Annotated in this window: 21 protein-coding genes; 17 read left to right on the top strand and 4 right to left on the bottom strand. The window is 56.3% G+C overall.

Going from position 1 to position 22451, the window contains the following annotated elements; genetic code table 11:
- Positions 1-5 precede the first annotated feature (5 nt).
- From FMM72_RS10285 to rsmI, 8 genes are all read left to right on the top strand, one after another.
- Positions 6-1055: a lipid II:glycine glycyltransferase FemX gene (locus FMM72_RS10285; protein ID WP_160209917.1), complete on the top strand. Its 1050-nt coding sequence runs from the start codon at positions 6-8 to the stop codon at positions 1053-1055.
- Positions 1052-2398: an aminotransferase class I/II-fold pyridoxal phosphate-dependent enzyme gene (locus tag FMM72_RS10280; protein ID WP_162221376.1), complete on the top strand. Its 1347-nt coding sequence runs from the start codon at positions 1052-1054 to the stop codon at positions 2396-2398. The genes FMM72_RS10285 and FMM72_RS10280 overlap by 4 nt, the downstream gene beginning before the upstream one ends.
- A gap of 566 nt (positions 2399-2964) precedes the next feature.
- Positions 2965-3288 (top strand): cyclic-di-AMP receptor, encoded by a 324-nt coding sequence (locus FMM72_RS10275; protein ID WP_160209906.1) that lies wholly within the window; start codon positions 2965-2967, stop codon positions 3286-3288.
- Positions 3288-4232, top strand: a complete 945-nt coding sequence (locus FMM72_RS10270; RefSeq protein ID WP_162221375.1) for an ATP-binding protein — start codon at positions 3288-3290, stop codon at positions 4230-4232. Before FMM72_RS10275 ends, FMM72_RS10270 begins: the two co-directional genes overlap by 1 nt.
- A 70-nt stretch (positions 4233-4302) precedes the next feature.
- Positions 4303-5151, top strand: a complete 849-nt coding sequence (locus FMM72_RS10265) for a PSP1 domain-containing protein (RefSeq protein WP_160209904.1) — start codon at positions 4303-4305, stop codon at positions 5149-5151.
- A 169-nt stretch (positions 5152-5320) separates the two neighbouring features.
- On the top strand, positions 5321-5491 hold the full coding sequence (locus FMM72_RS10260) for a DUF362 domain-containing protein (RefSeq protein WP_024731402.1): 171 nt from the start codon (positions 5321-5323) through the stop codon (positions 5489-5491).
- Positions 5492-5560: 69 nt separating this feature from the next.
- Positions 5561-6226, top strand: a complete 666-nt coding sequence (locus FMM72_RS10255) for a tRNA1(Val) (adenine(37)-N6)-methyltransferase (protein ID WP_162221374.1) — start codon at positions 5561-5563, stop codon at positions 6224-6226.
- 234 nt (positions 6227-6460) lie between these two features.
- Positions 6461-7315, top strand: a complete 855-nt coding sequence (gene rsmI, locus FMM72_RS10250) for a 16S rRNA (cytidine(1402)-2'-O)-methyltransferase (protein WP_162221373.1) — start codon at positions 6461-6463, stop codon at positions 7313-7315.
- On the opposite strand, the gene FMM72_RS10245 is transcribed toward rsmI, so the two are convergent.
- The 3 genes from FMM72_RS10245 to FMM72_RS10235 form a co-directional block, all read right to left on the bottom strand.
- Complete coding sequence (locus FMM72_RS10245; RefSeq protein WP_160209901.1) at positions 7310-7690, bottom strand: hypothetical protein; 381 nt, start codon at positions 7688-7690, stop codon at positions 7310-7312. The genes rsmI and FMM72_RS10245 overlap by 6 nt on opposite strands.
- The gene (locus FMM72_RS10240; RefSeq protein WP_162221372.1) at positions 7687-8187 is read right to left on the bottom strand and encodes a hypothetical protein; all 501 of its coding nucleotides are present in this window, start codon (positions 8185-8187) and stop codon (positions 7687-7689) included. The genes FMM72_RS10245 and FMM72_RS10240 overlap by 4 nt, the downstream gene beginning before the upstream one ends.
- 258 nt (positions 8188-8445) lie before the next feature.
- Entirely contained in the window at positions 8446-8697 is a 252-nt protein-coding gene (locus tag FMM72_RS10235; RefSeq protein WP_160209899.1) for a hypothetical protein, read from the bottom strand.
- A gap of 172 nt (positions 8698-8869) precedes the next feature.
- Here FMM72_RS10235 and FMM72_RS10230 point away from each other — a divergent pair, with 172 nt between their 5' ends.
- The 8 genes from FMM72_RS10230 to FMM72_RS10195 all read left to right on the top strand — a co-directional run bounded on the left by FMM72_RS10230 (position 8870) and on the right by FMM72_RS10195 (position 19507).
- Positions 8870-9349 (top strand): metallophosphoesterase family protein, encoded by a 480-nt coding sequence (locus FMM72_RS10230; RefSeq protein ID WP_162221371.1) that lies wholly within the window; start codon positions 8870-8872, stop codon positions 9347-9349.
- Positions 9350-9899: 550 nt separating this feature from the next.
- Entirely contained in the window at positions 9900-11483 is a 1584-nt protein-coding gene (gene malQ, locus FMM72_RS10225) for a 4-alpha-glucanotransferase (RefSeq protein WP_162221384.1), read from the top strand.
- A 136-nt stretch (positions 11484-11619) separates the two neighbouring features.
- Positions 11620-13962 (top strand): glycogen/starch/alpha-glucan phosphorylase, encoded by a 2343-nt coding sequence (locus FMM72_RS10220; RefSeq protein ID WP_162221370.1) that lies wholly within the window; start codon positions 11620-11622, stop codon positions 13960-13962.
- 359 nt (positions 13963-14321) lie between these two features.
- The gene (locus tag FMM72_RS10215) at positions 14322-15794 is read left to right on the top strand and encodes an immunity protein Imm33 domain-containing protein (RefSeq protein WP_162221369.1); all 1473 of its coding nucleotides are present in this window, start codon (positions 14322-14324) and stop codon (positions 15792-15794) included.
- A 37-nt stretch (positions 15795-15831) separates the two neighbouring features.
- Positions 15832-16461, top strand: a complete 630-nt coding sequence (locus tag FMM72_RS10210; RefSeq protein WP_162221368.1) for a tetratricopeptide repeat protein — start codon at positions 15832-15834, stop codon at positions 16459-16461.
- 211 nt (positions 16462-16672) lie between these two features.
- Entirely contained in the window at positions 16673-17029 is a 357-nt protein-coding gene (locus tag FMM72_RS10205; RefSeq protein ID WP_160209894.1) for an ArsR/SmtB family transcription factor, read from the top strand.
- 37 nt (positions 17030-17066) lie between these two features.
- Positions 17067-17291 (top strand): cation transporter, encoded by a 225-nt coding sequence (locus tag FMM72_RS10200; RefSeq protein ID WP_160209893.1) that lies wholly within the window; start codon positions 17067-17069, stop codon positions 17289-17291.
- Between the two features lie 365 nt (positions 17292-17656).
- A complete protein-coding gene (locus FMM72_RS10195; RefSeq protein ID WP_162221367.1) occupies positions 17657-19507 on the top strand; it encodes a heavy metal translocating P-type ATPase in 1851 nt (616 codons plus the stop codon).
- 235 nt (positions 19508-19742) lie between these two features.
- Here the strand turns inward: FMM72_RS10195 and FMM72_RS10190 are convergent, their stop codons facing one another.
- Positions 19743-20063: a helix-turn-helix domain-containing protein gene (locus tag FMM72_RS10190; protein ID WP_257432227.1), complete on the bottom strand. Its 321-nt coding sequence runs from the start codon at positions 20061-20063 to the stop codon at positions 19743-19745.
- Between the two features lie 204 nt (positions 20064-20267).
- On the opposite strand from FMM72_RS10190, the gene FMM72_RS10185 reads away from it, so the two are divergent.
- Positions 20268-22244, top strand: coding sequence for an InlB B-repeat-containing protein (locus tag FMM72_RS10185; protein WP_162221366.1), 1977 nt, complete (start codon positions 20268-20270; stop codon positions 22242-22244).
- Positions 22245-22451: the final 207 nt, after the last annotated feature.

Raw genomic sequence — 22451 nt, 5'->3', positions numbered from 1 at the left:
ACAATATGGAGATTTTGACGCCGGAGCAGTACGGCGAGTTTGAAGCGTTTGTATCAGCGCATCCGCAGGGATGCTTTACACAAAGCGTCAATTGGCAGAAGGTAAAAAACAATTGGGGGTATGAGGCGGTTGTATCGCGCGCGGCCGACGGGACAATCCAGGGCGCCGTATCCGTGCTGGTACAGAAAATCCCGCTGATCGGCACGTCGTTTCTGTACGCGCCGCGCGGACCTGTGTGCGACCTGCATGACCGGGCTGTGCTGGCCGATCTGAAGGCCGGCGTCGATGCGCTCGCGAAAAAGCATAAGGCCCATGCGTTTAAAATGGACCCGGATGTTTTAATGGGCGATGAGCAGTTTATCAGGATCGCAAAGGACATGGGGTTTGTGCAGAGCTATGGCCCGGACGGCTTCGAAGGCATTCAGGCGCGCTTTAATTACCGGCTGTATCTGAACGGGCGCACAGAGGACGAGCTGTTTGCAAATCTGACGCAGGGGACGCGGCGCAAGGTGCGCATCGCAATCAAAAATGACGTGCAGGTGCGTCCGGTAGGGCCGGAATACCTCGATGAATTTGTACGCATTATGCGCGTAACCGGCGCGCGCGACGGCTTTAATGTGCGTCCCCAGGCGTATTTTGAACGGATGCTTGACGCGCTCGGGGAGCATGTGCGGCTGTATATGGGCTTTTATCAGGGAACGCCCGTCTGCGGCGCTGTGACGACGAATTATGCGGGAAAATGCTGCTATGTATACGGCGCGTCGGACAACGTCCACCGCGACGTTATGCCAAATTACCTGATGCAGTGGGAAATGATCAAATGGGCTGTTCAGACAGGCTGTGAGGTATATGATTTCCAGGGCGTTTCGGGCGATTTGGAGGGCGGACATATGGCGGGGCTTTATCAGTTTAAACGCGGCTTTAACGGTCAGCTCGACGAATTGGCCGGCGAATTCGATTACACGTATAAACCAGTCAAAGCAAAACTGGTCGATCATGCAATCAACCTGAACGGCAAACTTGGGCTGCTCAAAAAGAAGCTGCGCCGCTCATGAATACGCCGCTGTACGACGCCGTGCGGCTGTATATTGAGCAGGACCGCACACGCTTTCACATGCCCGGACATAAGGGACAGGGATTCCCGCCGTTTTCAGAAATCCTGCCCTGGGATATCACCGAGGTAGCGGGCGCGGACAGCCTGTTTCACGCCGACGGTGCGATCGATGCGTTTGAACGCATTGCCGCGCAGGTTTACGGTGCACGGCGCACGCTGCTTTGCGCGGGCGGTGCGACGCTCTGTATCCAGACGATGCTGGCGCTTGCGTGTGGCGCCGGCGGGACTGTGGTCATGGGCAGAAACCTGCACCGCGCCGCAATCAACGCGGCGGCCCTGCTCGATCTGGCGCCGGTATGGGTTATGCCTGACAACAGCGCCGGGGCCTGGTTTTCCGGGCGGTATACGCCCCAGGCGATTGAAACGGCTTTGGCCGCGCACCCGGAGGCTGCGGCCGTTTATATCACGTCGCCCGACTACTTTGGCGTTATGAGCGATGTGGCTGCAATTTCAGCGGTGTGTCGTGCGCGCGGCGTACCGCTGTTGGTGGACAATGCACATGGGGCGCATCTGCGCTTTTTGCCGGAGCGATACGGAAACATGCATCCGATCGAGTGCGGCGCTTCGATGTGCGCCGACAGCCTGCATAAGACGCTGCCGGCGATGACAGGCGGCGCGCTGCTGCATATCTCACAGGAGCAGTTTGCCGGGGACGCAAAGCGCATGATGTCGGTGTTTGGATCGACAAGCCCAAGCTATCCGATTATGCTTTCCTGTGAACGGGCCGTGGCTTATGCGGCTGACGGCGCGGCCGGGGAAGGATTTGAACGGACGGCGCGCGCTTTTGACGCGCTGCGCTGTTTTGCGCTGCAAAAGGGGTTTGCTTTACCGCTCGGCCTATCCGATCCGGCAAAGCTGTCGCTCTGTTTCGGGGCGCGCGGCGATCAGGCCGGGGAATTCGGCGCGCATCTGCGTTCCTATGGCGTGGAGCCGGAATATATCAGTGAGAACGCCTGCGTATTGATGGCGAATGGAGAGAATACCGCCCGCGATTTTGAGCGGCTGCGCGCCGCTCTTGACGGCCTGCGGCCGCCGGTGGGACGCGCCGCGCCGCCTGCGGCGCCAAAGCTGCCCGAACGGGCGCTTTCGGTGCGCGCGGCGCTGTTTTCCCCACACGAACAGGTTCCTGTGGAAAACTGTGCGGGCCGCATCGCTGCATGCGATTGCTCCCCCTGCCCGCCCGGCGTCCCGGTCGTTATGCCGGGCGAGCGCATCGACGGCGATATCGCCGCGGCCCTGCGGCGCTACGGCGCCCGCACCGTCCGCGTCCTCCCGCTTTTTTGAAACTTACCTTTTTTGAAAAAAAGGTAAGCCAAAAAACTTTCCGGCCTTTTTGAAAAAAGGCCTCGGCGAAAAACTTCCCACCTTTTTTGAAAAAAAGGTGGGCCAAAAAACTTTAGTCGGCTGTGCCGCGAACAGTGGGGCAGGTTTCAGTATTTTTACAGGCTGTGCCGCGAACAGTGGGGCAGGTTTCAGTATTTTTACAGGCTGCGCCGCGAACAGTGGGGCGGGCGCTGCGTTTATACAGGCTGCGCCGCGAACGGCGGTGTGGGCGGTTCCTGCTTTGATCTAATCTGAATGCGCTTTTGACAAGTCCTGCTTGACGACGCAAAAGGGTTGGATTTCGACGCGGCTTATGCTATAATAACCGCAGAGCGGTTATTATACGTTTTATGGCCAGGGCGATACGCGGGCGTGGCCCGCTGCCGCCCCGATGGCCAATTATACCATGCCGCTTTGCGGACATGCTATAATATGCGCAGTGCAAACGGAAAAGCCGTTTGCGGCCGCCGGACGGCGGCAACCACCCGCGCCATATGCGGCGGGCCGATCGATTGGAGGGCGACTGTATGAAGTTGATTTTTGCGATCGTTTCAAACGATGATAGTTCGCGTGTATCCAAGGAACTGACAAAAAATAAATACTCGGTCACAAAGCTGGCGACAACCGGCGGCTTTTTGATGGCGGGCAATACGACATTTTTGATCGGTACCGACGACGACCGTGTCGACGATGTGATCCGTATCATTGGGATGCATTCCAAAAAGCGCACGCAGATGGTGCCGTCCTCGGCTTCGTACGGCGTGGGCATGTACACCTCGTTCCCAGTGGAGGTACAAGTCGGCGGCGCGACGGTTTTTGTAACAAATATTGAACGGTTTGAAAAGCTCTGATGCAAAAGTTGCTTTATAACCGTCGGGCCAACGCCGTGCTGTCCGGGCTGGCGGCTGGCGGCCGGTTTCCGCACGCGCTGCTGCTTGAAGGGCCGGCTGGCTGCGGCAAAAAAACAGCCGCTGCTCTGATCGCGCAGGAACGGCTGTGTACCGGCGCGCCGCGCCCGTGCGGCGTCTGTCCCGGCTGTGTAAAGGTTGAGAAAAGCGTTCATCCGGACGTGCGCTTTTATACCGTGCCGGAGGGGAAAAAGGAATTCCCCGTCGAGCTTGCGCGCGATATCCGTCAGGATGCATATATCGCGCCAAATGAGGGCGCGTGCAAGCTTTATATTGTCGACCAGGCGCATACGATGAATGCTTCGGCGCAAAACGCGCTTTTAAAGATCATTGAGGAGCCGCCTGCCGGCGTTTACTTTATCTTGCTGTGTGAAAACCGGGCGCAGATGCTTCCGACCATTCTGTCGCGCGTTGTATCGGTTGAGCTTGAAACGCCCTCGCCCGACGAATGCGCCGAGGCGCTCGCCGTGCTTGAGCCTGACGTACCCGAGCAGCAGCGGCGCGCGGCTGCTGCTGGAGCTGCCGGGAATATCGGGCAGGCGCGCGCGCTTTTAAAAACAGCAAAGCCCTCGAAGGCTGCGGCTGACGCGCGGCTGCTGCGTGAGGCGCTGGTGTTCGGCGACCGCTACGCGGCGCTGCGCATCCTGGCGGCATACGATAAGGATCGCGCCGCGCTCGGCCAGACATTGGCGCTGCTGCGCGAGGAGTTTGCCCAGGTGGCGCTTGGCCGTGAAACGGATGCGCGCTATTTTAACCGCATTTCACTGGGCCAGGCTGTCGCCGCTGCGCAGATCGTACAGACCGCGCGGGTCCGTGCTGAACGCAATACAGGCGTGTCCCTATTGTGCGCGTGTATGATTGAGCAGATCAAATCGACGCTGGGCTGAACCGGCGTCCGGGCCGTTTGGGCACCTATGCGAATAGGTTTTGAAACGGCTTTGAAACTGGAGGAATAGAATGGCTGAAATTATAGGCGTCAGATTTAAAAGCGTGGGCAAGGTCTATTACTTTGATCCCGGGGATCTGACGATTGAAAAGGGCGGGCATGTTATTGTTGAGACGGCGCGCGGCGTGGAATGCGGCGAGGTTGCAATGGGCAACCGCACCATTGGAGACAAAGAGGTGGTCAAGCCGCTCAAGAAGGTGATGCGCATCGCCACGCCGGAGGATTTAAAGTGCGTCAGCGACAATGCAGCGAAGGAAAAGCATGCTTTCAAGGTGTGTGAAGAAAAAATCGCGCGCCACAAGCTGAATATGAAGCTGGTCGATGTGGAATTCACGTTTGACAACAATAAAATTTTGTTTTATTTTACAGCCGATGGACGTGTTGATTTTCGCGAGCTTGTCAAGGATTTGGCGTCTGTGTTCCGCACGCGTATCGAGTTAAGACAGATCGGCGTGCGCGATGAGGCGAAAATGCTCGGCGGCATTGGTATTTGTGGCCGGCCGTTCTGTTGTTCGACCTTTCTCGGCGAATTTCAGCCAGTATCAATTAAAATGGCTAAGGAACAAGGCTTGTCACTCAATCCCACCAAAATTTCCGGTACCTGCGGGCGCTTGATGTGTTGCTTAAAATATGAACAGGCGGCCTATGAGGACCTGCTGCGCACAACGCCGCGTGTCGGCTCCTTTGTGCGCACAAAAGAAGGCCGCGGCACTGTGATCGAGGTAAATCTTTTGACAGGTATGCTCAAGATCGCGCCGGAGAAGGATCAGGCTGCTGCTAAATTTTACCATAAAGACGAAGTACGCATGATCCGTGAGGGCCGTGAACGCGAACAGACAAAGGATCAAACAGAGGAATAAAAACGCAGGCCCTGTTTTTTTGATTTGCCAGAAAACTTTACTTGTATTTTCACTTGCATTTTCGCGGGACTGTGGTAAAATAGGCTTGTAACATCACAGGTTGTGTGCAGTGGTGTTATACGCGCAGCGCGCGTTTGGAAAAAGTATATTTTTTTTGGAGGTGTTCCCCATGGCATATGTTATCGGTGATGCGTGCGTCTCTTGTGGTGCTTGCAAAGACACCTGCCCTGTTGGCGCGATTTCTGAGGGCGACGGCAAGTACGAGATTGATCCGTCTGCCTGCATCGAGTGCGGGGCCTGTGCGGCTGACTGCCCGAGCGAGGCGATCAAGCCCGAATAAGGGACTGACGTACATAAGAAACCAGCCTTCGCTGTTAAAGCGGGGGCTTTTCTTTTTAGGGGGAGCTGTGTGGATACATTTGAACTGTTTGGGACGATCCGGCTGTATGTTTCGGACGTACACAAGGTTGGAACAGACGCGCTGCTGCTTTCAGAATTTGCCGCGCCCCGTACAGGGGAATGGGCATGTGATCTGGGCAGCGGTTGTGGGACAGTCGCGGCACGGTGGTTCTGTGACGAAAAGCCTGCGCCCGCCCGTGTCTACGCAGTGGAATTGCAGGCCGACGCCGTCCGGCTGATGGAGCGGTCGGTTGCGCTCGGCGGCCTGCCCGCGGGCCGTTTTATTCCGGTTCATGCCGATCTGCGCGCCTTACAGGATGTATTGCCGGCCGGAGCATTCGGCCTTGTGACCTGCAACCCGCCTTATAAAGCCGCGGGCTGTGGCCTTTTAAGCGAAGCGACGGGCGCGCGGACCGCGCGCCATGAGATCGACTGCACGCTTGAGGATGTCTGCGCCGCCGCCTGCCGTCTGCTGCGCTACGGCGGCAGGCTGTGCATCTGCCAGCGGCCCGAACGTCTGGCGGATGCGGTCTGTGCGATGCGCGCGCACAGTCTGGAGCCGAAACGCCTGCGTATGGTTCAGCACAGCGCCAGCCACGCGCCCTGGCTTTTTTTGCTGGAAGCGCGCCGCGGCGGCCGCCCTTCCATAACCATCGAACCTCCCAAGCTTTTTTGAAAAAAAGCTTGGCAAAAAACTTCATACCTTTTTTGAAAAAAAGGTATGCCAAAAAACTTTAGTCGGCTGCGCCGCGAACAGTGGGGCAGGTTCCGGTATATTTACAGGCTGCGCCGCGAATAGTGGGGCAGGTTCTAGTATGTTTGCAGGCTGCGCCGCGAACAGTAGGGCAGCGTGTCTGATGAAGTACAAATATGGAAATTGACGCTCAATTGAGGAAACAGGGGGACGGGTATGGCGGGGAAATTATATGTGGTCGGCACGCCGATCGGCAATCTGGGCGATCTGTCGCCGCGCGCGGCGGATACGCTGCGCGCTGTCGATTTTATCGCGGCGGAGGATACGCGGGTGACGCTCAAGCTGCTCAACCGCTTCGAGATCAAAAAGCCAATGGTCAGTTATTATGAGCACAACCTGCGCGAGCGCGGGCGGATGATCCTGACGCGGATTTTGGATGGCGAGGACTGTGCAATCGTGACAGATGCGGGTATGCCGTGTATTTCCGACCCGGGAGAGGATCTTGTCCGGCTGTGCGCTGAAAACGGCGTTGAAACAGTGGTGGTTCCGGGGCCGAGCGCGGCGATCGCAGCGCTGGCGGTTTCAGGGCTTCCGACAGCACGGTTTTCATTCGAGGGCTTTTTGAGCGTCAAGCGTTCAAGCCGTATGGAGCATCTGGAGCAGGCGCGCACGCAGACCGCCACGATGATTTTTTATGAAGCGCCCCATAAGCTGCCCGCAACGCTGCGCGATATGCTGTCCGCTTTTGGCGACCGGCGCGTCACGCTGGCACGCGAATTGACAAAGCTGCACGAGCAGGTACACAGGACGACGCTTGCACAGGCGGCGCAATATTATGAAGAAAATCCGCCGCGCGGTGAATTTGTGCTGATTGTGGAGGGCGCGCGGCCGCCGCGCGATGAGCCGGCCGATTTTGACGAGGCGGTTGACATGCTTCTAAAGCGTGCGCAACAGGGCGCGCCGCTGTCACAGGCCGCGCGCGACATTGCAAAACAGACCGGCCACCCGAAGGGCGCGCTTTATAAAGCGGCGCTCAAACAACGGGGGCCGGCCAACGATGAGGATTTATAAAAGCAGGTAGGCAAGCGCGAGCAAAAGAACATTGTCGGCGTGTTCGTTATAAAGCAAAAACAGCAGGCCGATGATCAACAGGGTTTCACTGTCGAGATTCAGCCCCTCCAGCAGGCCATGCAGCGGATCGCCCGCGTGCGGGGGGGATTGGCTCGGTACAATTTCGGACTGCGCCTCGATGGGCGCGCTTTCCGCGGAAATGGCGGGTGATTCCACCGGAGCGGGCAGGTCGCGGATGTCGGATACAGGTACGTCATAATAGGCGGCTGCCTCACGTGCGCGCGTTTGGAATTCATGCACGCGGTTGACAGCCTCCTGCTGCATACGGATCATGTCCTCCTCGGTATACGTCTTTGTGCTGTTCCATCGCATCATTTCGATCGGTTCCCCCCTGAGAAAAGATTGCCGAGACTGCCGAGCAGGCCGCTGTCACGGACGCTCGGCCATGCGTGGATCAACTGCATGATTCGCACGGCGTCGTCAATTTTGCTGGCGCGCGCTGGTGAAAAATGCGGTTTGAGCGCGCGCAACAGTTCGACGTTCTTATCGCTTTGGTTAAAGGAATTTAAAATTCCCGAAAGCTTTGAAATCGCGCCAAGATCCGGCATAGCGCCTGCACCGGAGGCCGCCGCTGTGCCGCCGTTTCCGGCATTTTGGAAATTTTGCAGGATCGAGGCGATGGCGTTTGGATCGATGCCGCCGCCCTGTCCGCCGGATGGCCCGCCGCTGGCGGGCGGCGCGGCGTTTGCAGCGCCCGCATCCGGCGCGCCTGTGCCCGGTCCGATGCCGAGCGACTGCGCAACTTGGCGCAGCTGTTCCATCTTGGCCGGATCGCCCAGGATGGCGCTAAGTGTCGAATTCAGATCATCCACCGTCTGCATCTCCTTACCCGTGTTGTTCAATTCCCCGCGCGTCCGGTATGGGGCTGCTGACAAATCAAGCCATGCCGGAAACGAGAGCGATTTTTTCGGCAGATAAAACAAAAAACGCAGGCAAGCCTTTGTGGCTTAACAAGTATTTTTGTGAAATATGCCGGTAAAGCGCCGCTGTTTTGGTACGGCAGCTTTGTCAACGGCCCCGGTGTGGCCAGATGGCAAAAGGCTAGAGAAAATCATCAGAAATGGTTGATTTCATTTGCCCATCAGGCCGCGCAGAAGCTGTTGGACCTTTGGATTTTGTACGAGCTGCTGAATCGCCGCCGGATTCTGCATCAGATTTTGGATGCGGTCGCGCTGCTCGGGCGCAAGCCCGCTGAGCACGCCGCTCATATCTCCGCTTTGCATCTGTCTGCGCAGATCCGCTGGATCAATCCCCATTTTCTTACTGGCCATAGATAAAAGAGCGTCTGTCTGTTCCGGGGAAAGATTAAAATTGTTGTTCAATCAAAGTCACCGCCTGTTTTCTTTCGTTCCATTCTATGTTATATTAATAGCAGATATTCGAAATTGTGTGACTCCGTACAGCGGTTGGCCGGCGGAGATCCACGCCGGGAACGCCTTCCGGATTCTGACAGCGCCCAATCTTTAATACGGGCGGCGGGAGGTCCATCTTTTGATGACGCGAATCATTGTGGTTTCTGATACGCACCGTGATTATAAATCGTTGGAGCGTCTGGTATTGATGCATGAAAAAACAGCGGGGCTGTTTATCCATCTGGGCGACGGCGCGCAGGAGTTGGCTGCTGTGAAAAAGGAATATCCAAGTGTGAATTGGCTACAGACGCCAGGAAATTGCGATTACACTGGAAACGCGGCGTTGGCAGGCTGCTTTACATGCAAAAAAGCGCACATTTTTTATACGCATGGTCATATATACTACGTAAAATACGAATTGGATGCGCTTTTGGCTGCCGGGCAGGAAGTCGGGGCAAATGTGATTCTTTATGGGCATACGCATATTCCGTATGTCAAATATGAAAATGGGGTTTACCTGATGAATCCCGGCAGCCTGGGACAACCGCGCGGCAACGGCCGGACTTATGGCGTGCTTGATGTTTCAGACAGTGAGATCGTCTGCCATATCAGCGAGCTTTAGGCGCAAAAGGAGCGCAATCACAGCTGTTGGCCGGAGAAGGAAGCCGTATGCGGCGCAGTTGGTATCGATGCCGTATCCTGTCCCGCTGTTTGCGGCGCAGCCTGTATAAGCGCAGTACCACACCCACTATTCGCGGCGCAGCCGACTAAAGTTTTTCGCTGAGGCCTTTTTTCAAAAAGGCCGGAAAGTTTTTTCATTCACGGTTTTGCGCCTTATGGCAGAGTGGTATCGAAATCAAAGCTTGTGAGGGTGACTAGATATGAAAGAGCCAAAACGAATTACTTTGGTACTTTACGGATTATGTGCGGTTATTTGGACGCTCAAAGTGGTATTCAGTGTTGTATATAAAGAATATGACTATTTTATATTGAATGCTCTCATCGCTATAATTTGGATTGCAGCTTTTATCAGGTGGACGATAAGGTACCGTTCCGAAAAAAGCGAACGTAAAAAGAATGTATAATTATTTGCCGGATTTGAGTTTGGAACTGCTGGGAACATGAAGGCGAATTGGGACTTTCAAAAAGGCCGGAAAGGGGAGCTATGTTTGATACGTGCAAGCGGTATCCTGATGCCTGTTTTCAGCCTGCCGTCTCCATACGGGATTGGGACGGTTGGGCAGGCGGCGTATGATTTTGTCGATTTTCTCAGCGAGTGCGGCCAGACATACTGGCAGATTCTTCCCATCGGCCCGACCGGTTATGGCGACAGCCCCTATCAATCGTTTTCAGCTTTCGCGGGCAATCCGTATCTGATCGACCTCGACCTGCTGATTGAGCAAAAGCTTTTGACGCGCGACGAGGCCGCTGCCGCCGACTTTGGGGACAATCCCGACGCCATCGATTATGGAAAACTGTACAAAAACCGTTTCGGCGTTCTGCGGCGCGCGGTGCACCGCCTTGGCGATGCGCCGGCATTTGCGGCCTTCTGCCGTGAGCAGGACGCGTGGCTCGAGGAATACGCCCTGTATATGGCGATCAAAGCCGACTGCGGTATGAACGCCTGGTATGAGTGGCCGTCCACGCTGCGCCGCCGCGAACCGGACGCGCTGGCCAAGGCGCGCGCGCGCCTTGCGGACGACGTGCGTTTTTGGAAGGCCGTGCAGTATCTCTTTTTCAGCCAGTGGGAACGTCTCAAGACGTATGCAAATGCGCATGGCATACTGATTGTCGGCGATCTGCCGATCTATGTGTCGCCTGATTCCTCCGACCTGTGGGCGCATGGAGAGCTTTTTCAGACGGACAGCAACGGGATGCCGGCGGCTGTGGCCGGCGTGCCGCCCGACGCCTTTTCGGCCGATGGACAGCTCTGGGGCAATCCGCTTTACGACTGGAAACGTCATGCCGCCGACGGCTACGCCTGGTGGGTGCGCCGTCTGCGCGCAGCCGCGGGCGTTTATGACGCGGTGCGCATCGATCATTTCCGCGGTTTCTCCGATTATTACGCCATCCCGGCAGGCGCCAAAACGGCGGCCGTCGGCGATTGGAAGCCTGGCCCCGGACTTGCTTTCATCAAAACGATCCGGCGTGAGGTGCCGGGGCTTTCCATCATCGCGGAGGACCTCGGTTATTTGACGCCAGAGGTGCGCCGCCTGTTGGCTGACAGCGGTTTTCCGGGTATGAAGGTGCTTCAATTCGCCTTTGACAGCCGTGAGGAAAGCGATTATCTGCCGCATAATTACACACGCAACAGCGTTGTTTACACCGGAACCCATGACAACACCACCACACGCGACTGGATCGACAGCGCGCCGCCCAATGATGTGGCCTTTGCGCGCGAATACCTGGGCGTCGGCGAAGATGCTGATTTTACGTTAGCCATGGTGCGCGCGGCGCTTGCCAGCGTCTGCGATACGGCCATCATCCCCATGGCCGACTGGCTGCGCCTGGGCGCACAGGGACGTATCAATACACCGTCGACGCTCGGCGGCAATTGGGTGTGGCGTATGCGCGCGGGTGAAGCCGGCGCGGGTTTGCGCGCCGCTATCCGCCGCCTGACGAAAATTTACGGCCGTCTGCCGGGATCTGCCGGCCGGCCGGACGCGCCTGGATATCCCCAGCCGTGTCCCGACCGGACAGCTGCGTCTGTTTGGCGCGCCGGCCGCGTCCGGCCGGCTATACTGCCGCGTTTTTAGAAAACTCACAATCAAGGGATGCACACGCATCGGAGGAAGATTTTTCCTGACAATCCATGCGCTTCCCCCGATATGAATACAGGTTCTCAAATGAAACTTTGCGGACGCGTGCCGCGGCCGCAGCGGGAGGAACGAAATGAAACCCTTCACTGAACAGATCGATGAAATCCTGCGCCTTGAAACGGGTGCGGACGCGCGCGCCGCTTCGCCGAAAGCGCTTTACAGCGCCGTTTCGCGGGCCGCGATGGAGCGGCTGCGGCCGCTGTGGAAGCAGGAACCGGGCAAAAAGCGCGCCTGTTACTTTTCTGCGGAATTTCTTGTCGGGCGGCTTGTACACGCCAATCTATTCAACCTGGGCCTGCTTGAGGAATGCAGCCGCTATCTGCTGGAGCACGGCGTCGATCCCGCTGTTTTTGAACAGATCGAGGACGACGCGCTCGGCAACGGCGGGCTTGGCCGGTTGGCCGCGTGTTTTCTCGATTCGGCCGCTTCGACGGGTGTCCCGCTCGACGGCTACGGTATCCGTTACCGCTACGGATTATTCCGGCAGCACTTTGAAAACGGTTTCCAGATGGAGACGCCCGACAACTGGCTGCGTTTTGGCGATCCATGGAGCGTGCGGCGCGACAGCGAAAGCGTCCTCGTGACCTTTGCCGGTCAAACGGTGCGCGCCGTCCCCTATGATATGCCGGTGATCGGCTACGGCGGCAAAATGGTCAACACGCTGCGTTTGTGGCAGTCGGAAGCGCCCGACGGCGAGGGATTTGATTTCGCGCTCTTTAATGAACAGAAGTACAGTGAGGCTGTGCGCCTGCGTGACGAAGCCGAAGCGATCTCAGCGGTGCTCTATCCGAATGACGACACGCCGGCGGGAAAGCGTTTGCGTCTCAAGCAGCAGTATTTCTTTTCGAGCGCGTCGCTGCAAAGCCTGCTGCGCGATTATACGGCGCGCCATGGCGATGATTTTTCACACTTTGCCGATGAATATGCCATCCAGCTCAACGATACGCACCCCGTCGTATCGATTCCGGAGCTGCTGCGCATCCTGATGAGTGAATACCTGCTCCCGTTTGACGAGGCGTTTGTGATTGTGCAGCGCACATTCGCCTATACAAACCACACCATTATGGCCGAGGCGCTTGAAAAATGGGACACTGGCCTGTTCTGCTCCGTCATCCCGCAGGTGTATCCGTATGCCGTCATGCTTGACGATGCGCTCGGCCGCGCGCTCAAGGCGCGCGGTATCGCCGGCGCGGGACGCGACACATACCGCATCATCGACGGCGGGATGATCCACATGGCGCGTATGGCGATTTTTGCCTCGCATTCTGTCAACGGCGTGGCGAAAATACACACGGAGATTCTTAAAAGTACGGCGCTGCCGGAATGGTACGCGCTCTATCCCGACCGCTTCAACAATAAGACGAACGGTATTACGCCGCGCCGCTGGCTGGCGCTTTGCAATCCGGAATTGTCGTCGCTGATTACGGAGCGTATCGGCGGCGGCTGGATAACCAATCTGGACGCGCTTGAAAAGCTTGCGCCATATGCTGGCGACCCCGCTGCGCTCGACGCGTTTTTGCGTGTCAAGCGCCAAAAAAAGGAGCAGCTCTGCACGTTTATCGAGGCGCGCGAGGGCGTCAGGTTAAGCCCCGATTTCCTGTTTGACGTGCAGATTAAACGCCTGCACGAATATAAGCGCCAGCTTCTCAATGCGTTTTCCATCCTGGACATTTATTTCGGGCTTCAGGATGGCCGTATCCGGGACTTTACGCCGACAGCCTTTCTGTTCGGTGCGAAGGCGGCCCCAGGTTATTACCGCGCCAAAGCGGTCATCAAGTTTATCAATGAGGTCGCGCGGCTGGTAAACAGCGATCCTGACATGCGTGGGCGTATGCAGGTTTTGTTCGTCCAGAATTACAATGTCTCATATGCTGAAAAGCTGATCCCGGCCGCTGACGTTTCCGAACAGATTTCGACCGCCGGCACCGAGGCCAGCGGCACGGGCAATATGAAATTTATGCTCAACGGCGCGGTGACGCTCGGTACGCTTGACGGGGCGAATATCGAAATTGTCGAGCGCGCCGGCATAGAAAACAACTATATCTTCGGCGCGACGGTCGAGGAGATCGCCGCACTGGCCGGGCGCTACAACCCGCGCGCCCTTTATAAGTCGGATATGCGCATCCAGCGTGCCGTCAACACGCTGATCGACGGCACGCTCGACGACGGCCATACAGGCATGTTCCGCGAGCTTTATGCCGCCCTGCTTGAAGGCGCAAGCTGGCATGCGCCCGACCACTATTTCCTGCTGCACGATTTTATACCGTACTGCGACGCGCGCCTGCGCGCCAACCGCGATTATGCGGACCGTGCCGCGTTTGCAGGAAAGTGCCTGCTCAATGTGGCGCACGCCGGATCGTTTTCAAGCGACCGCACAGTAGCGGAATACGCGCGCGACATTTGGGGATGCGTGTGACGCCTGCGGACAGGCCGCATACTTCGTTTGCCCGGCAGATGTCCAGCCGGCCGGCACATGCGGGCGCCGCGCAGCAGATCAAAAAAGGGAAGGGCTGAACGGGGCCCTTCCCTTTTGCGTACATGCGCAGTTGCCGGCGCACAGGCCGGCCGCGGGCGCTTTTGCCGGGAAGGACAAGGCGGCTCAATAGGTGACAGGCAAAGGTCATGTAATCGTTAAAGTTTGTTCATAAAAAATTCATTGATAGGGAAGAACTTTGGCCTGGGAATCGATTATAATGGAAGATGTATTTTTATATATCAGAGGAGCAGTTTGCAGACGCCGAGGGGGCTGCAAACCAAAGCGAGGGGACCGGATTTATGGATCAGGAGATGAAAAAGCAGTTTGACCTCTGGCATGAGGCCGATGAATATCAAAAGATTGTCGAGGCCGTTTTGGCGATAGATGAAAAAGAGCGCGATTATGAGGCGATCTCACAGCTCGCGCGCGCATACAACAATCTGGGCCGGTATCAGAAAGCGGCTGTACAGCTGCTTTCCGTCCAGGAGGAAGGAAAAAACGATTACCTGTGGCATTACCGTCTCGGTTATTCGTACTATTATCTCGACCGCGCCCGCGACGCTGCGCGGTGTTTCCGTCAGTCGCTGGCGCTGCATCCCGGCGATGAGGACTGCGCCGACATGCTGCGCCGGGCCATGCGCCTGTCCGACAAGCAGAACAAGGGACGCGGACGCCAGACGAAATATCTCAAGGAGAACAGCCAGACGGACGACTCCGCGCCGGGCCGCCGTGAAGCCGTGCGTTTTGCGCCCGAGCTGTACAGCCGGGAGGAGCTTGACCGGCTTGAATCGTTTATTGCCCGCCGCTTTGGGCGCTATGAAAGCGTGTTCCACGAGCTGATCTCGCCGGATATCCATGTCGATATTGCGATCATCGCGCCGAATGAGGAACGCAATTATTACACGCTCGTCACGATGGGCATGGGCGCGCATCGGATGAATGTTCCGGACGAGCTGCGCCGCGAGCGGCTGGAGCGCGCGGAGATGGTGATTTGTCTGCCGCCTGACTGGAAGGTGCAGGAGAAGGATGAAAAATGGTACTGGCCCATGCGTTGGCTCAAGGTGATGGCGCGTCTGCCCGGTAATGAAAATTCATGGCTCGGCTGGGGCCATACTGTGCCCAATGGCGGGCCGTTCGCTGAAGGGACGCCCTTCAGCGGGATTCTGCTTGCCACGCCCGGGCCGGACGCCGACGGCAACGAGGTCGCCTGCGAGATGGACGACGGCAGCCGGATCTGTTTTTATCAGATGGTGCCGGTTTATGAAAATGAGATGGAGTTTAAGGTGGCCAATGGCGCCGATCTGCTCATCGAACGGTTTGGCGATGCCTATTCTCCGGTGATGGATGTGACGCGCCCCGATTGCTGCGCCTTTATGAGCCGCAAAAAATGGGCAAAGAGCTCCGACGAGATGAAGGAACTGCTCACAAATTGGGATGGTCCGGACGGCTGCATCGCGACCGACCGGATCACGGTGGACGGCTGTCCGGTTGGTTTTATGTATCGTGAGGAGCCAAACGGCGATGTTCCGGACAGCGGCTGGCGTTTTACCGCTGGTGATGAGGACGACGAGTATATGGACGATCCGGAAAAATCGGGTATTTTTACGCTCAATACCATCTGTAATTATGATCCGGACATCCTGCCATATCTGAATGCGCCGTATGGAACCGCATATTTCCGCAACGACGACGGTGCATTTGAAATCGATGAGGAATGGAAACCGGACGATGATGACTATGAATCTGACGAGCCGTCGGATGATGGCCTGTAGGAATGAACGCCTTAAAATGTGAAAGGGGGCGCGGCCAGTGGGAATCCTGACGGATGAAATGCGCGCGCATATCGAAAAGCTCGACGAGGAATGTTATCTGTATCAGATTGTGGAATACCTCTATGAAGGCGTGCGGGAGCGGCGGTACACACAGCGCGCGCTTGAAAACGACCTCGAAGCAGTGCTCTGGATCGCGTATGTTTACATCAATCTTGATACGTATGAAGGATACCGGCGCGCTGAACAAATCCTGCGCAATGTGGAAAAGCAGGGTGCAGACAGCGGCGTGTGGTGCTACCGCTATTCTGTGGCGCTGACATATCTCGGCCGGTATGAGCAGGCGCTTCAATATGCGCGCCAGGGTACGCAGAGCGACCCGGAGTATCCGTGGGGATGGCTTCAGCTTTCACGTATCAGCTACCACTGCAAGGATCGCGAGGAGGCGATGGCCGCGGCGCGGCGCGGGCTGGAGCTTGTGCCGGGCGACTATGAGTTCACAACGCAGATACGTGAAATCGAGGAGGATGTCGGGCTCTCCCGCATGGTCAGCCACTACATTGACGAGGAGGCCGACCGTGAACGCACCGATATCGACAGTCTGACGCGCATCGCTGCCGAGCGTGAAAAGCGAAACAACAAAGGTAAAACAGAAAAATTTGAGTTTTGATAGCGGCCCGCGTCCGGCAAAAAGGCGAGGACGGGATTGCCGCGTTTTCAGGCAAACAAAGAAAAAACGGCGGACGCTAGGCGTCCGCTGTTTTTTCATGCCCGCCATAGCGGGCGCGGCTTTTCTTCAAAAATTGCAAATAGGGATTGACATTTGAGCAGATCTGTATATAATAATATATGAACAATAATTCATATGAAAGGATGTTTGCATGGACACGGAAATCGAACGCTGTGAATTTATCCACGCGCACGAGGACATTGTAGACAGAGTCAACAGAGAGATGCCGGCCGATGAGATCCTCTATGATCTGGCCGAGCTGTTCAAAATTTTTGGCGACAGCACGCGCATCAAGATTTTGTATGTTCTGTTTGAGTCGGAGATGTGCGTCTGCGATATCGCGCAGCTTCTCAATATGACGCAGTCGGCGATTTCACACCAACTGCGCGCGCTCAAGCAGAGCAAGCTTGTCAAGTACCGGCGCGAGGGCAAAACAGTATTTTATTCACTGGCCGACGGGCATGTGCGCACGATTCTCGGCCAGGGGATGGAGCACGTTGCGGAATAAATTTGTAAAAAATAAAACGATAAAGGGAGACTGGAACATGAAAAAGCAATTCAAATTGGCTGATCTCGACTGCGCCAACTGCGCCGCGAAAATGGAGGAGGCGATCAAGCGGATCGATGGCGTCAATGACGCGTCCGTCAGCTTTATGACGCAGAAGATGACCGTTGACGCGGACGACGCGCGCTTTGACGACATTATGAAGCAGGTCGTCAAGACCTGCCGCAAGATCGAACCCGACTGCACAATCCTCCAGCCTTTTTGAAAAAAGGCCCCCCGCTTTTTTGAAAAAAAGCTTGGCAAAAAACTTCATACCTTTTTTGAAAAAAAGGTATGCCAAAAAACTTTAGTCGGCTGCGCTCCAGCCTTTTTGAAAAAAGGCTTCGGCGAAAAACTTTAGTCGGCTGCGCCGCGAACAGTGGGGCAGATCCCGGCATTTTTACAGGCTGCGCCGCGAACAGTGGGGCAGATCCCGGTATTTTTACAGGCTGCGCCGCAAACATCGGGGCAGGCGCTGTCTTTTCCGATCTTTCAGGGCAGGCGCGTTCAGGCGGGCATGCGCACATTGCAGTCGGAGGATGTGGGAATACTGCCTTTAAACAGGCGATTCATATAGGGGGATTATAAGCCATGAGCAAAAAACAGAAAAAAATGCTTATGAGGATAGGAGCCGGCACAGTATTGTTTGTGCTTGCGCTGCTGCTGCCGCTGGAGGGCGCGCTGCGGCTCGCGGCGTTTATCGTTCCATATGCGGTTGTCGGCTGGGACGTACTCTGGCGCGCCGTCCGAAACATCACGCGCGGACAGGTATTCGACGAGAACTTTTTGATGGCGCTCGCAACGGTCGGTGCATTTGCGACCGGCGAATACCCGGAGGGCGTCGCCGTTATATTGTTCTATCAGGTGGGCGAATGGTTCCAAAGCTATGCTGTCGGGCGCTCGCGCCAGTCGATTGCGTCGCTGATGGATATCCGCCCGGATTATGCCAATATTGAACGCGACGGCAAGCTCCAGCGTGTTGATCCCGACAATGTGGCCGTTGGTGATGTGATCGTCGTAAAGGCAGGCGAAAAAATCCCGCTTGACGGCGTTGTGCTGGAAGGCGCGTCCGCTGTCGATACCGCGGCGCTGACAGGCGAATCGCTCCCGCGCGACGTGCAGCCCGGCGACGGCGTCATCAGTGGATGTATCAATAAAAGCGGCCTGTTGCGCGTGCGTGTGACAAAGGCGTTCGGTGAATCAACTGTCGCAAAAATTTTGGATCTTGTTGAAAATTCGAGCAGCAAGAAAGCCCGTGCTGAAAATTTCATTACGCGGTTTGCGCGTTATTATACGCCGGCTGTCGTGATCGCGGCTGCGCTGCTGGCCATCGTGCCGCCGCTGGCGCTCGGATATGTGTGGAGCGAATGGATTCACCGTGCGCTGATATTCCTGGTCATCTCGTGCCCATGCGCGCTTGTGATCTCAGTGCCGCTGAGCTTTTTTGGCGGAATCGGCGGCGCTTCAAAGCGCGGCGTGCTTGTCAAGGGAAGCAACTACCTTGAGGTGCTGGCCGATGCGGAAATCGTCGTATTCGATAAAACCGGTACGCTGACCAAAGGTGTTTTCAATGTAACAGCCGTCCATCCCGACAAGGTGAGCGAAGCGCGCCTGCTGGAGCTTGCGGCCCTGGCGGAGAGCTATTCCGATCATCCGATTTCGCGCTCTTTGCGCGAAGCGTACGGCAAGGAGCTTGAAACAGCGCAGGTATCCGATGTTGAAGAACTGTCCGGCCGCGGTGTGCGCGCCAAAATCGATGGGCATATCGTTTGCGCAGGCAATGATAAACTGATGGAGGAGGACGGCGTGCAGTGGCGCCCATGCCACCGTGTCGGTACGACTGTACATGTATCGCTTGACGGTGAGTATGCAGGCCATATAGTGATCTCGGATGAACTGAAACCGGACGCGGCTGAAGCAATCGCGCAGCTCAAGCGGCGGGGCGTGCGCAAGACTGTTATGCTCACAGGTGACGCTAAAGCCGTGGGTGAAAGCGTTGCCGGACAGCTTGGCATCGACGAGGTGCACGCACAGCTCTTACCGGGCGACAAGGTGGACCGTGTCGAGGCGCTTTTGAAGGAAAAATCGCTGCGCGGAAAGCTGGCGTTTGTGGGCGACGGTATCAACGACGCGCCGGTGCTTTCACGGGCCGATATCGGCATTGCAATGGGCGCGCTTGGGTCGGACGCGGCGATTGAGGCCGCCGATATTGTGCTGATGGACGACAAGCCCTCGAAAATTGCCGTTGCCATGAGCATTGCGAAAAAAACGCTGCGCATTGTGCGTCAGAACATTGTGTTTGCACTTGGTGTCAAGGCGCTTGTGCTGCTACTTGGCGCGGCCGGTATGGCAAACATGTGGGAGGCCGTGTTCGCGGACGTGGGCGTTTCGTTCATCGCGATCCTCAATGCGTCGCGCGCGTTGAAAACCGACAAATTATAGATAATAGAAAACAACAGGGGCGTTTCCCGCTTTGAGCGGGAAACGCCCCTGTTGTTTTCCGGCGCCTTCGGCTCAGAACCTGTATTCACAGCCGGAAGCTGCCGGGCAGATAAGGCGTTTTGTATCCGATCAAGACAAATTTTGCAGGCGGGCTGTCGCCCGGCAAGAAAATTTAACGCCAAACGGGGGCAAAAGGCCCGCCTGGACGGCGCTTGACGGCTGTGAACACAGGTTCTCAGGTCTGCCGGTTCCGGTTAAGATCGCGCAGCAGAGCTGTGACATGGGCAAGTTCGTCGCCGGGAAGTTTTCGCAGCTCGGCGATGGCCTCGCGCAGGAGGACCGGCGCGTCGAGCGTGTCGTTAAAAAATTCGGCGGGTGTAACGCCCAGAAATTCACAGATAGCAAAAAAGCTGGACATTGACGGCAGGGCCTTTCGGTTTTCGATGCGGTTGATATAGCCGGGGCTTTGGCCCAAAGAAAGGCTCATGTCGCGCGCGGACACTTTTTTCTGTGTGCGCAGCTTACAAAGCCTATCCGAAAATTCAGTTTCCCACACAAAAAAACCTCTCATGATTAAAATTTAAAGTCATTATAGTCGATAAAGTAATATAATTATTTCATTTAATGTGATGAAATACTTGATTTATATATTTTAATGTGATATTATGGGTTCGATATCTCATTTTATGTGACACACGGGAAATGAGATAAAAATTTTTTTAAACCGCAAAAGCGGAAAAGCAGAAAGGAGAGGTAGCCAATGAAAAGAGCACTATCTCTGGTGCTCGCGGTGGTCATGGTGTTCAGCCTGGCGATCACGATTGTTGCGGCCGATGAAATTACGGTGACGTATAACGGCAACGGTGGAACGCTGGTTCTGGAGGGTCCGAACGGCGTTGTCGATTCTGGGCCGGCTGTGGCTGCAACGTACGACTCAGGGTATGAGCTGGCAAAGAGCGACGCGCCCAATGTGACGCCGCCCGATGGAAAGACGTTCCTGTATTGGAGCGAAACACAGAACAACGGGTCGGAATATACATTCGGCACTGCGCTCACAAGCAACCTGACCCTCTACGCACAGTATGAGGGCGGGGAAGGCGTGTACACCATTACGTTCGATCTGAACTATAATGGAGCGCCAGCCGCGCAGACAGCCAAGACGGACGCCGACGGAAAGGTCACATATGCTGACCCGATTCGTGAGGAGTACACGTTTGAGGGCTGGAACACAAGTGCTGACGGCACTGGCGATGCAATTGATCTGGCAAGCAAGGTGTTCACGGCGGACGCAACACTCTACGCACAGTGGAAGGAAGCTCCAGTTGAGCCGGTTGCAGAAGTGACCGTCACATTCGATCTGAACTATGAGGGCGCGCCTGCCGCCGCTCAGGTCAAAGCGGATAAAAATGGCAGGGTCACATATGCCGACCCGATCCGTGAGGGATATGAATTCCGCGGCTGGTATGCAAATGCCAATGGTACTGGCGACCCGATCGATCTGTCCACTGCAACGTTTACAGTGGACACGACACTCTACGCACAGTGGATGGAAACAAAGGAGATTCCCGTAGAGCCGGCTCCTGATACGGGCCTTAAAGAAGGCGACGTTCAGGTGGAAGCAGGTAAAGATGTAGCGGACGAAATCGGCGACGCCACGCTGAATATCAGCGTTGGCACAACATCGAAAGAAGATGTTGCGACCGCCGCTGCGGAGAATCTTCCTGACAGCGTCGAAGTGGCCGAGAATACAGACGTTGTCGTCTATGACATCACACTGACTGGCGATGACGGCACAGAAATTACGGAAATCGAAAGCGGTAAAATCCGGATTACACTGCCGGTTCCTGAATCCCTGAAGGATGGAAAAGTTGGCGGCCTGCACTTCCATGATGACAGCGTGATTGTCCTGACCGTCGATGTCCGGGATGGCAAAATGTCGTTTACAACAGACAAATTCAGCGATTTTGCGTTCTTTAACATCGAGGAGAAAGCTGTTGATCCTGATCCCGGTCCCGGCCCTGATCCCGATCCGGTCCGTCCGGGCGGCGGCGGTTCGTCCGGCAGCGGCGGCAGCGGCGGCGGTTCGCGCCTGAGCAATAAGAACGGCGCAGCTACGACCCCGGTCAAGGGCGGCAATAACGTCATCAAGGCGGCCGATCTGACGAACAAGGTCAAGAAGAATGTCGGCGACGTGGTGACATCCGTCAAAGGCCAGGGCGGTATGTCCGGAACAGCCTACACGGTCTATTCAAACGTCCCGTCCATTTCGCCTGAACTGCTCAAGACCGCCAATGACGCGGCTGCGCAGGCTTCTGCGGGCAGCGGCGTAACAGTCAAGTCGATCCTCTGCTTTGACACCGTGCGCGGCGGCCAGATCATTGGACGCATGTATCTGAACCCGGCGCTGAACACACTTGCAGCCGATATCAGGACCGGCATCACCGTTGGTAACGCGTCGGTTGAGGCATTGTTTACCAAGTGGTTCCAAAATAACATTGTTGTGATCGATCTGGCGCACCAAGGTTCGTTCGGGATGCCGGTTGAGGCCGCCGTCAAGGCGGATCTGTCGGCATCCAATACGAATACGCTGCGCTTCTACAATTATGACGCTTCAACCAACGTCTATACGCTGATTGAAAACCCGTTGTACTTTATCGATACAAACGGGTACCTGCACTTTACCACAACGGTCGGCGGTCCGGTTATCGTGACCGACGCGCCGCTCACGCTGCGGTAAGCATTCCTTCGCCAAAATACACTCTCTTTTGCCGGCGCCCTGGCGGCCTTCCACATTTACGGCCGCCGGGGCGCTGGTGTTTTTCATTGCGGACAGATAGAAAGTGTGATATCATATGCGCAGAACAAATGGCGCGCCATTTGCCGCCGCCATCCGGCGGCTGATGCGGGGCGGCCGGGTGCGTATGGGCGCCGCAGCCAAAACCGG

Origin of the sequence: Anaerotruncus colihominis (assembly GCF_010206195.1) — a bacterium.
Taxonomy (GTDB): domain Bacteria; phylum Bacillota; class Clostridia; order Oscillospirales; family Ruminococcaceae; genus Anaerotruncus; species Anaerotruncus colihominis_A.
The sequence above is the reverse complement of the archived record's forward strand: the minus strand, read 5'-3'. Positions and strand labels throughout refer to the sequence as shown.

Coding starts and splice junctions, on each gene's coding strand:
- FMM72_RS10285 (WP_160209917.1), top strand. CDS start 6: ATGGAGATTTTGACGCCGGAGCAGTACGGCGAGTTTGAAGCGTTTGTA.
- FMM72_RS10280 (WP_162221376.1), top strand. CDS start 1,052: ATGAATACGCCGCTGTACGACGCCGTGCGGCTGTATATTGAGCAGGAC.
- FMM72_RS10275 (WP_160209906.1), top strand. CDS start 2,965: ATGAAGTTGATTTTTGCGATCGTTTCAAACGATGATAGTTCGCGTGTA.
- FMM72_RS10270 (WP_162221375.1), top strand. CDS start 3,288: ATGCAAAAGTTGCTTTATAACCGTCGGGCCAACGCCGTGCTGTCCGGG.
- FMM72_RS10265 (WP_160209904.1), top strand. CDS start 4,303: ATGGCTGAAATTATAGGCGTCAGATTTAAAAGCGTGGGCAAGGTCTAT.
- FMM72_RS10260 (WP_024731402.1), top strand. CDS start 5,321: ATGGCATATGTTATCGGTGATGCGTGCGTCTCTTGTGGTGCTTGCAAA.
- rsmI (WP_162221373.1), top strand. CDS start 6,461: ATGGCGGGGAAATTATATGTGGTCGGCACGCCGATCGGCAATCTGGGC.
- FMM72_RS10245 (WP_160209901.1), bottom strand. CDS start 7,690: ATGATGCGATGGAACAGCACAAAGACGTATACCGAGGAGGACATGATC.
- FMM72_RS10230 (WP_162221371.1), top strand. CDS start 8,870: ATGACGCGAATCATTGTGGTTTCTGATACGCACCGTGATTATAAATCG.
- FMM72_RS10220 (WP_162221370.1), top strand. CDS start 11,620: ATGAAACCCTTCACTGAACAGATCGATGAAATCCTGCGCCTTGAAACG.
- FMM72_RS10215 (WP_162221369.1), top strand. CDS start 14,322: ATGGATCAGGAGATGAAAAAGCAGTTTGACCTCTGGCATGAGGCCGAT.
- FMM72_RS10205 (WP_160209894.1), top strand. CDS start 16,673: ATGGACACGGAAATCGAACGCTGTGAATTTATCCACGCGCACGAGGAC.
- FMM72_RS10200 (WP_160209893.1), top strand. CDS start 17,067: ATGAAAAAGCAATTCAAATTGGCTGATCTCGACTGCGCCAACTGCGCC.
- FMM72_RS10195 (WP_162221367.1), top strand. CDS start 17,657: ATGAGCAAAAAACAGAAAAAAATGCTTATGAGGATAGGAGCCGGCACA.
- FMM72_RS10185 (WP_162221366.1), top strand. CDS start 20,268: ATGAAAAGAGCACTATCTCTGGTGCTCGCGGTGGTCATGGTGTTCAGC.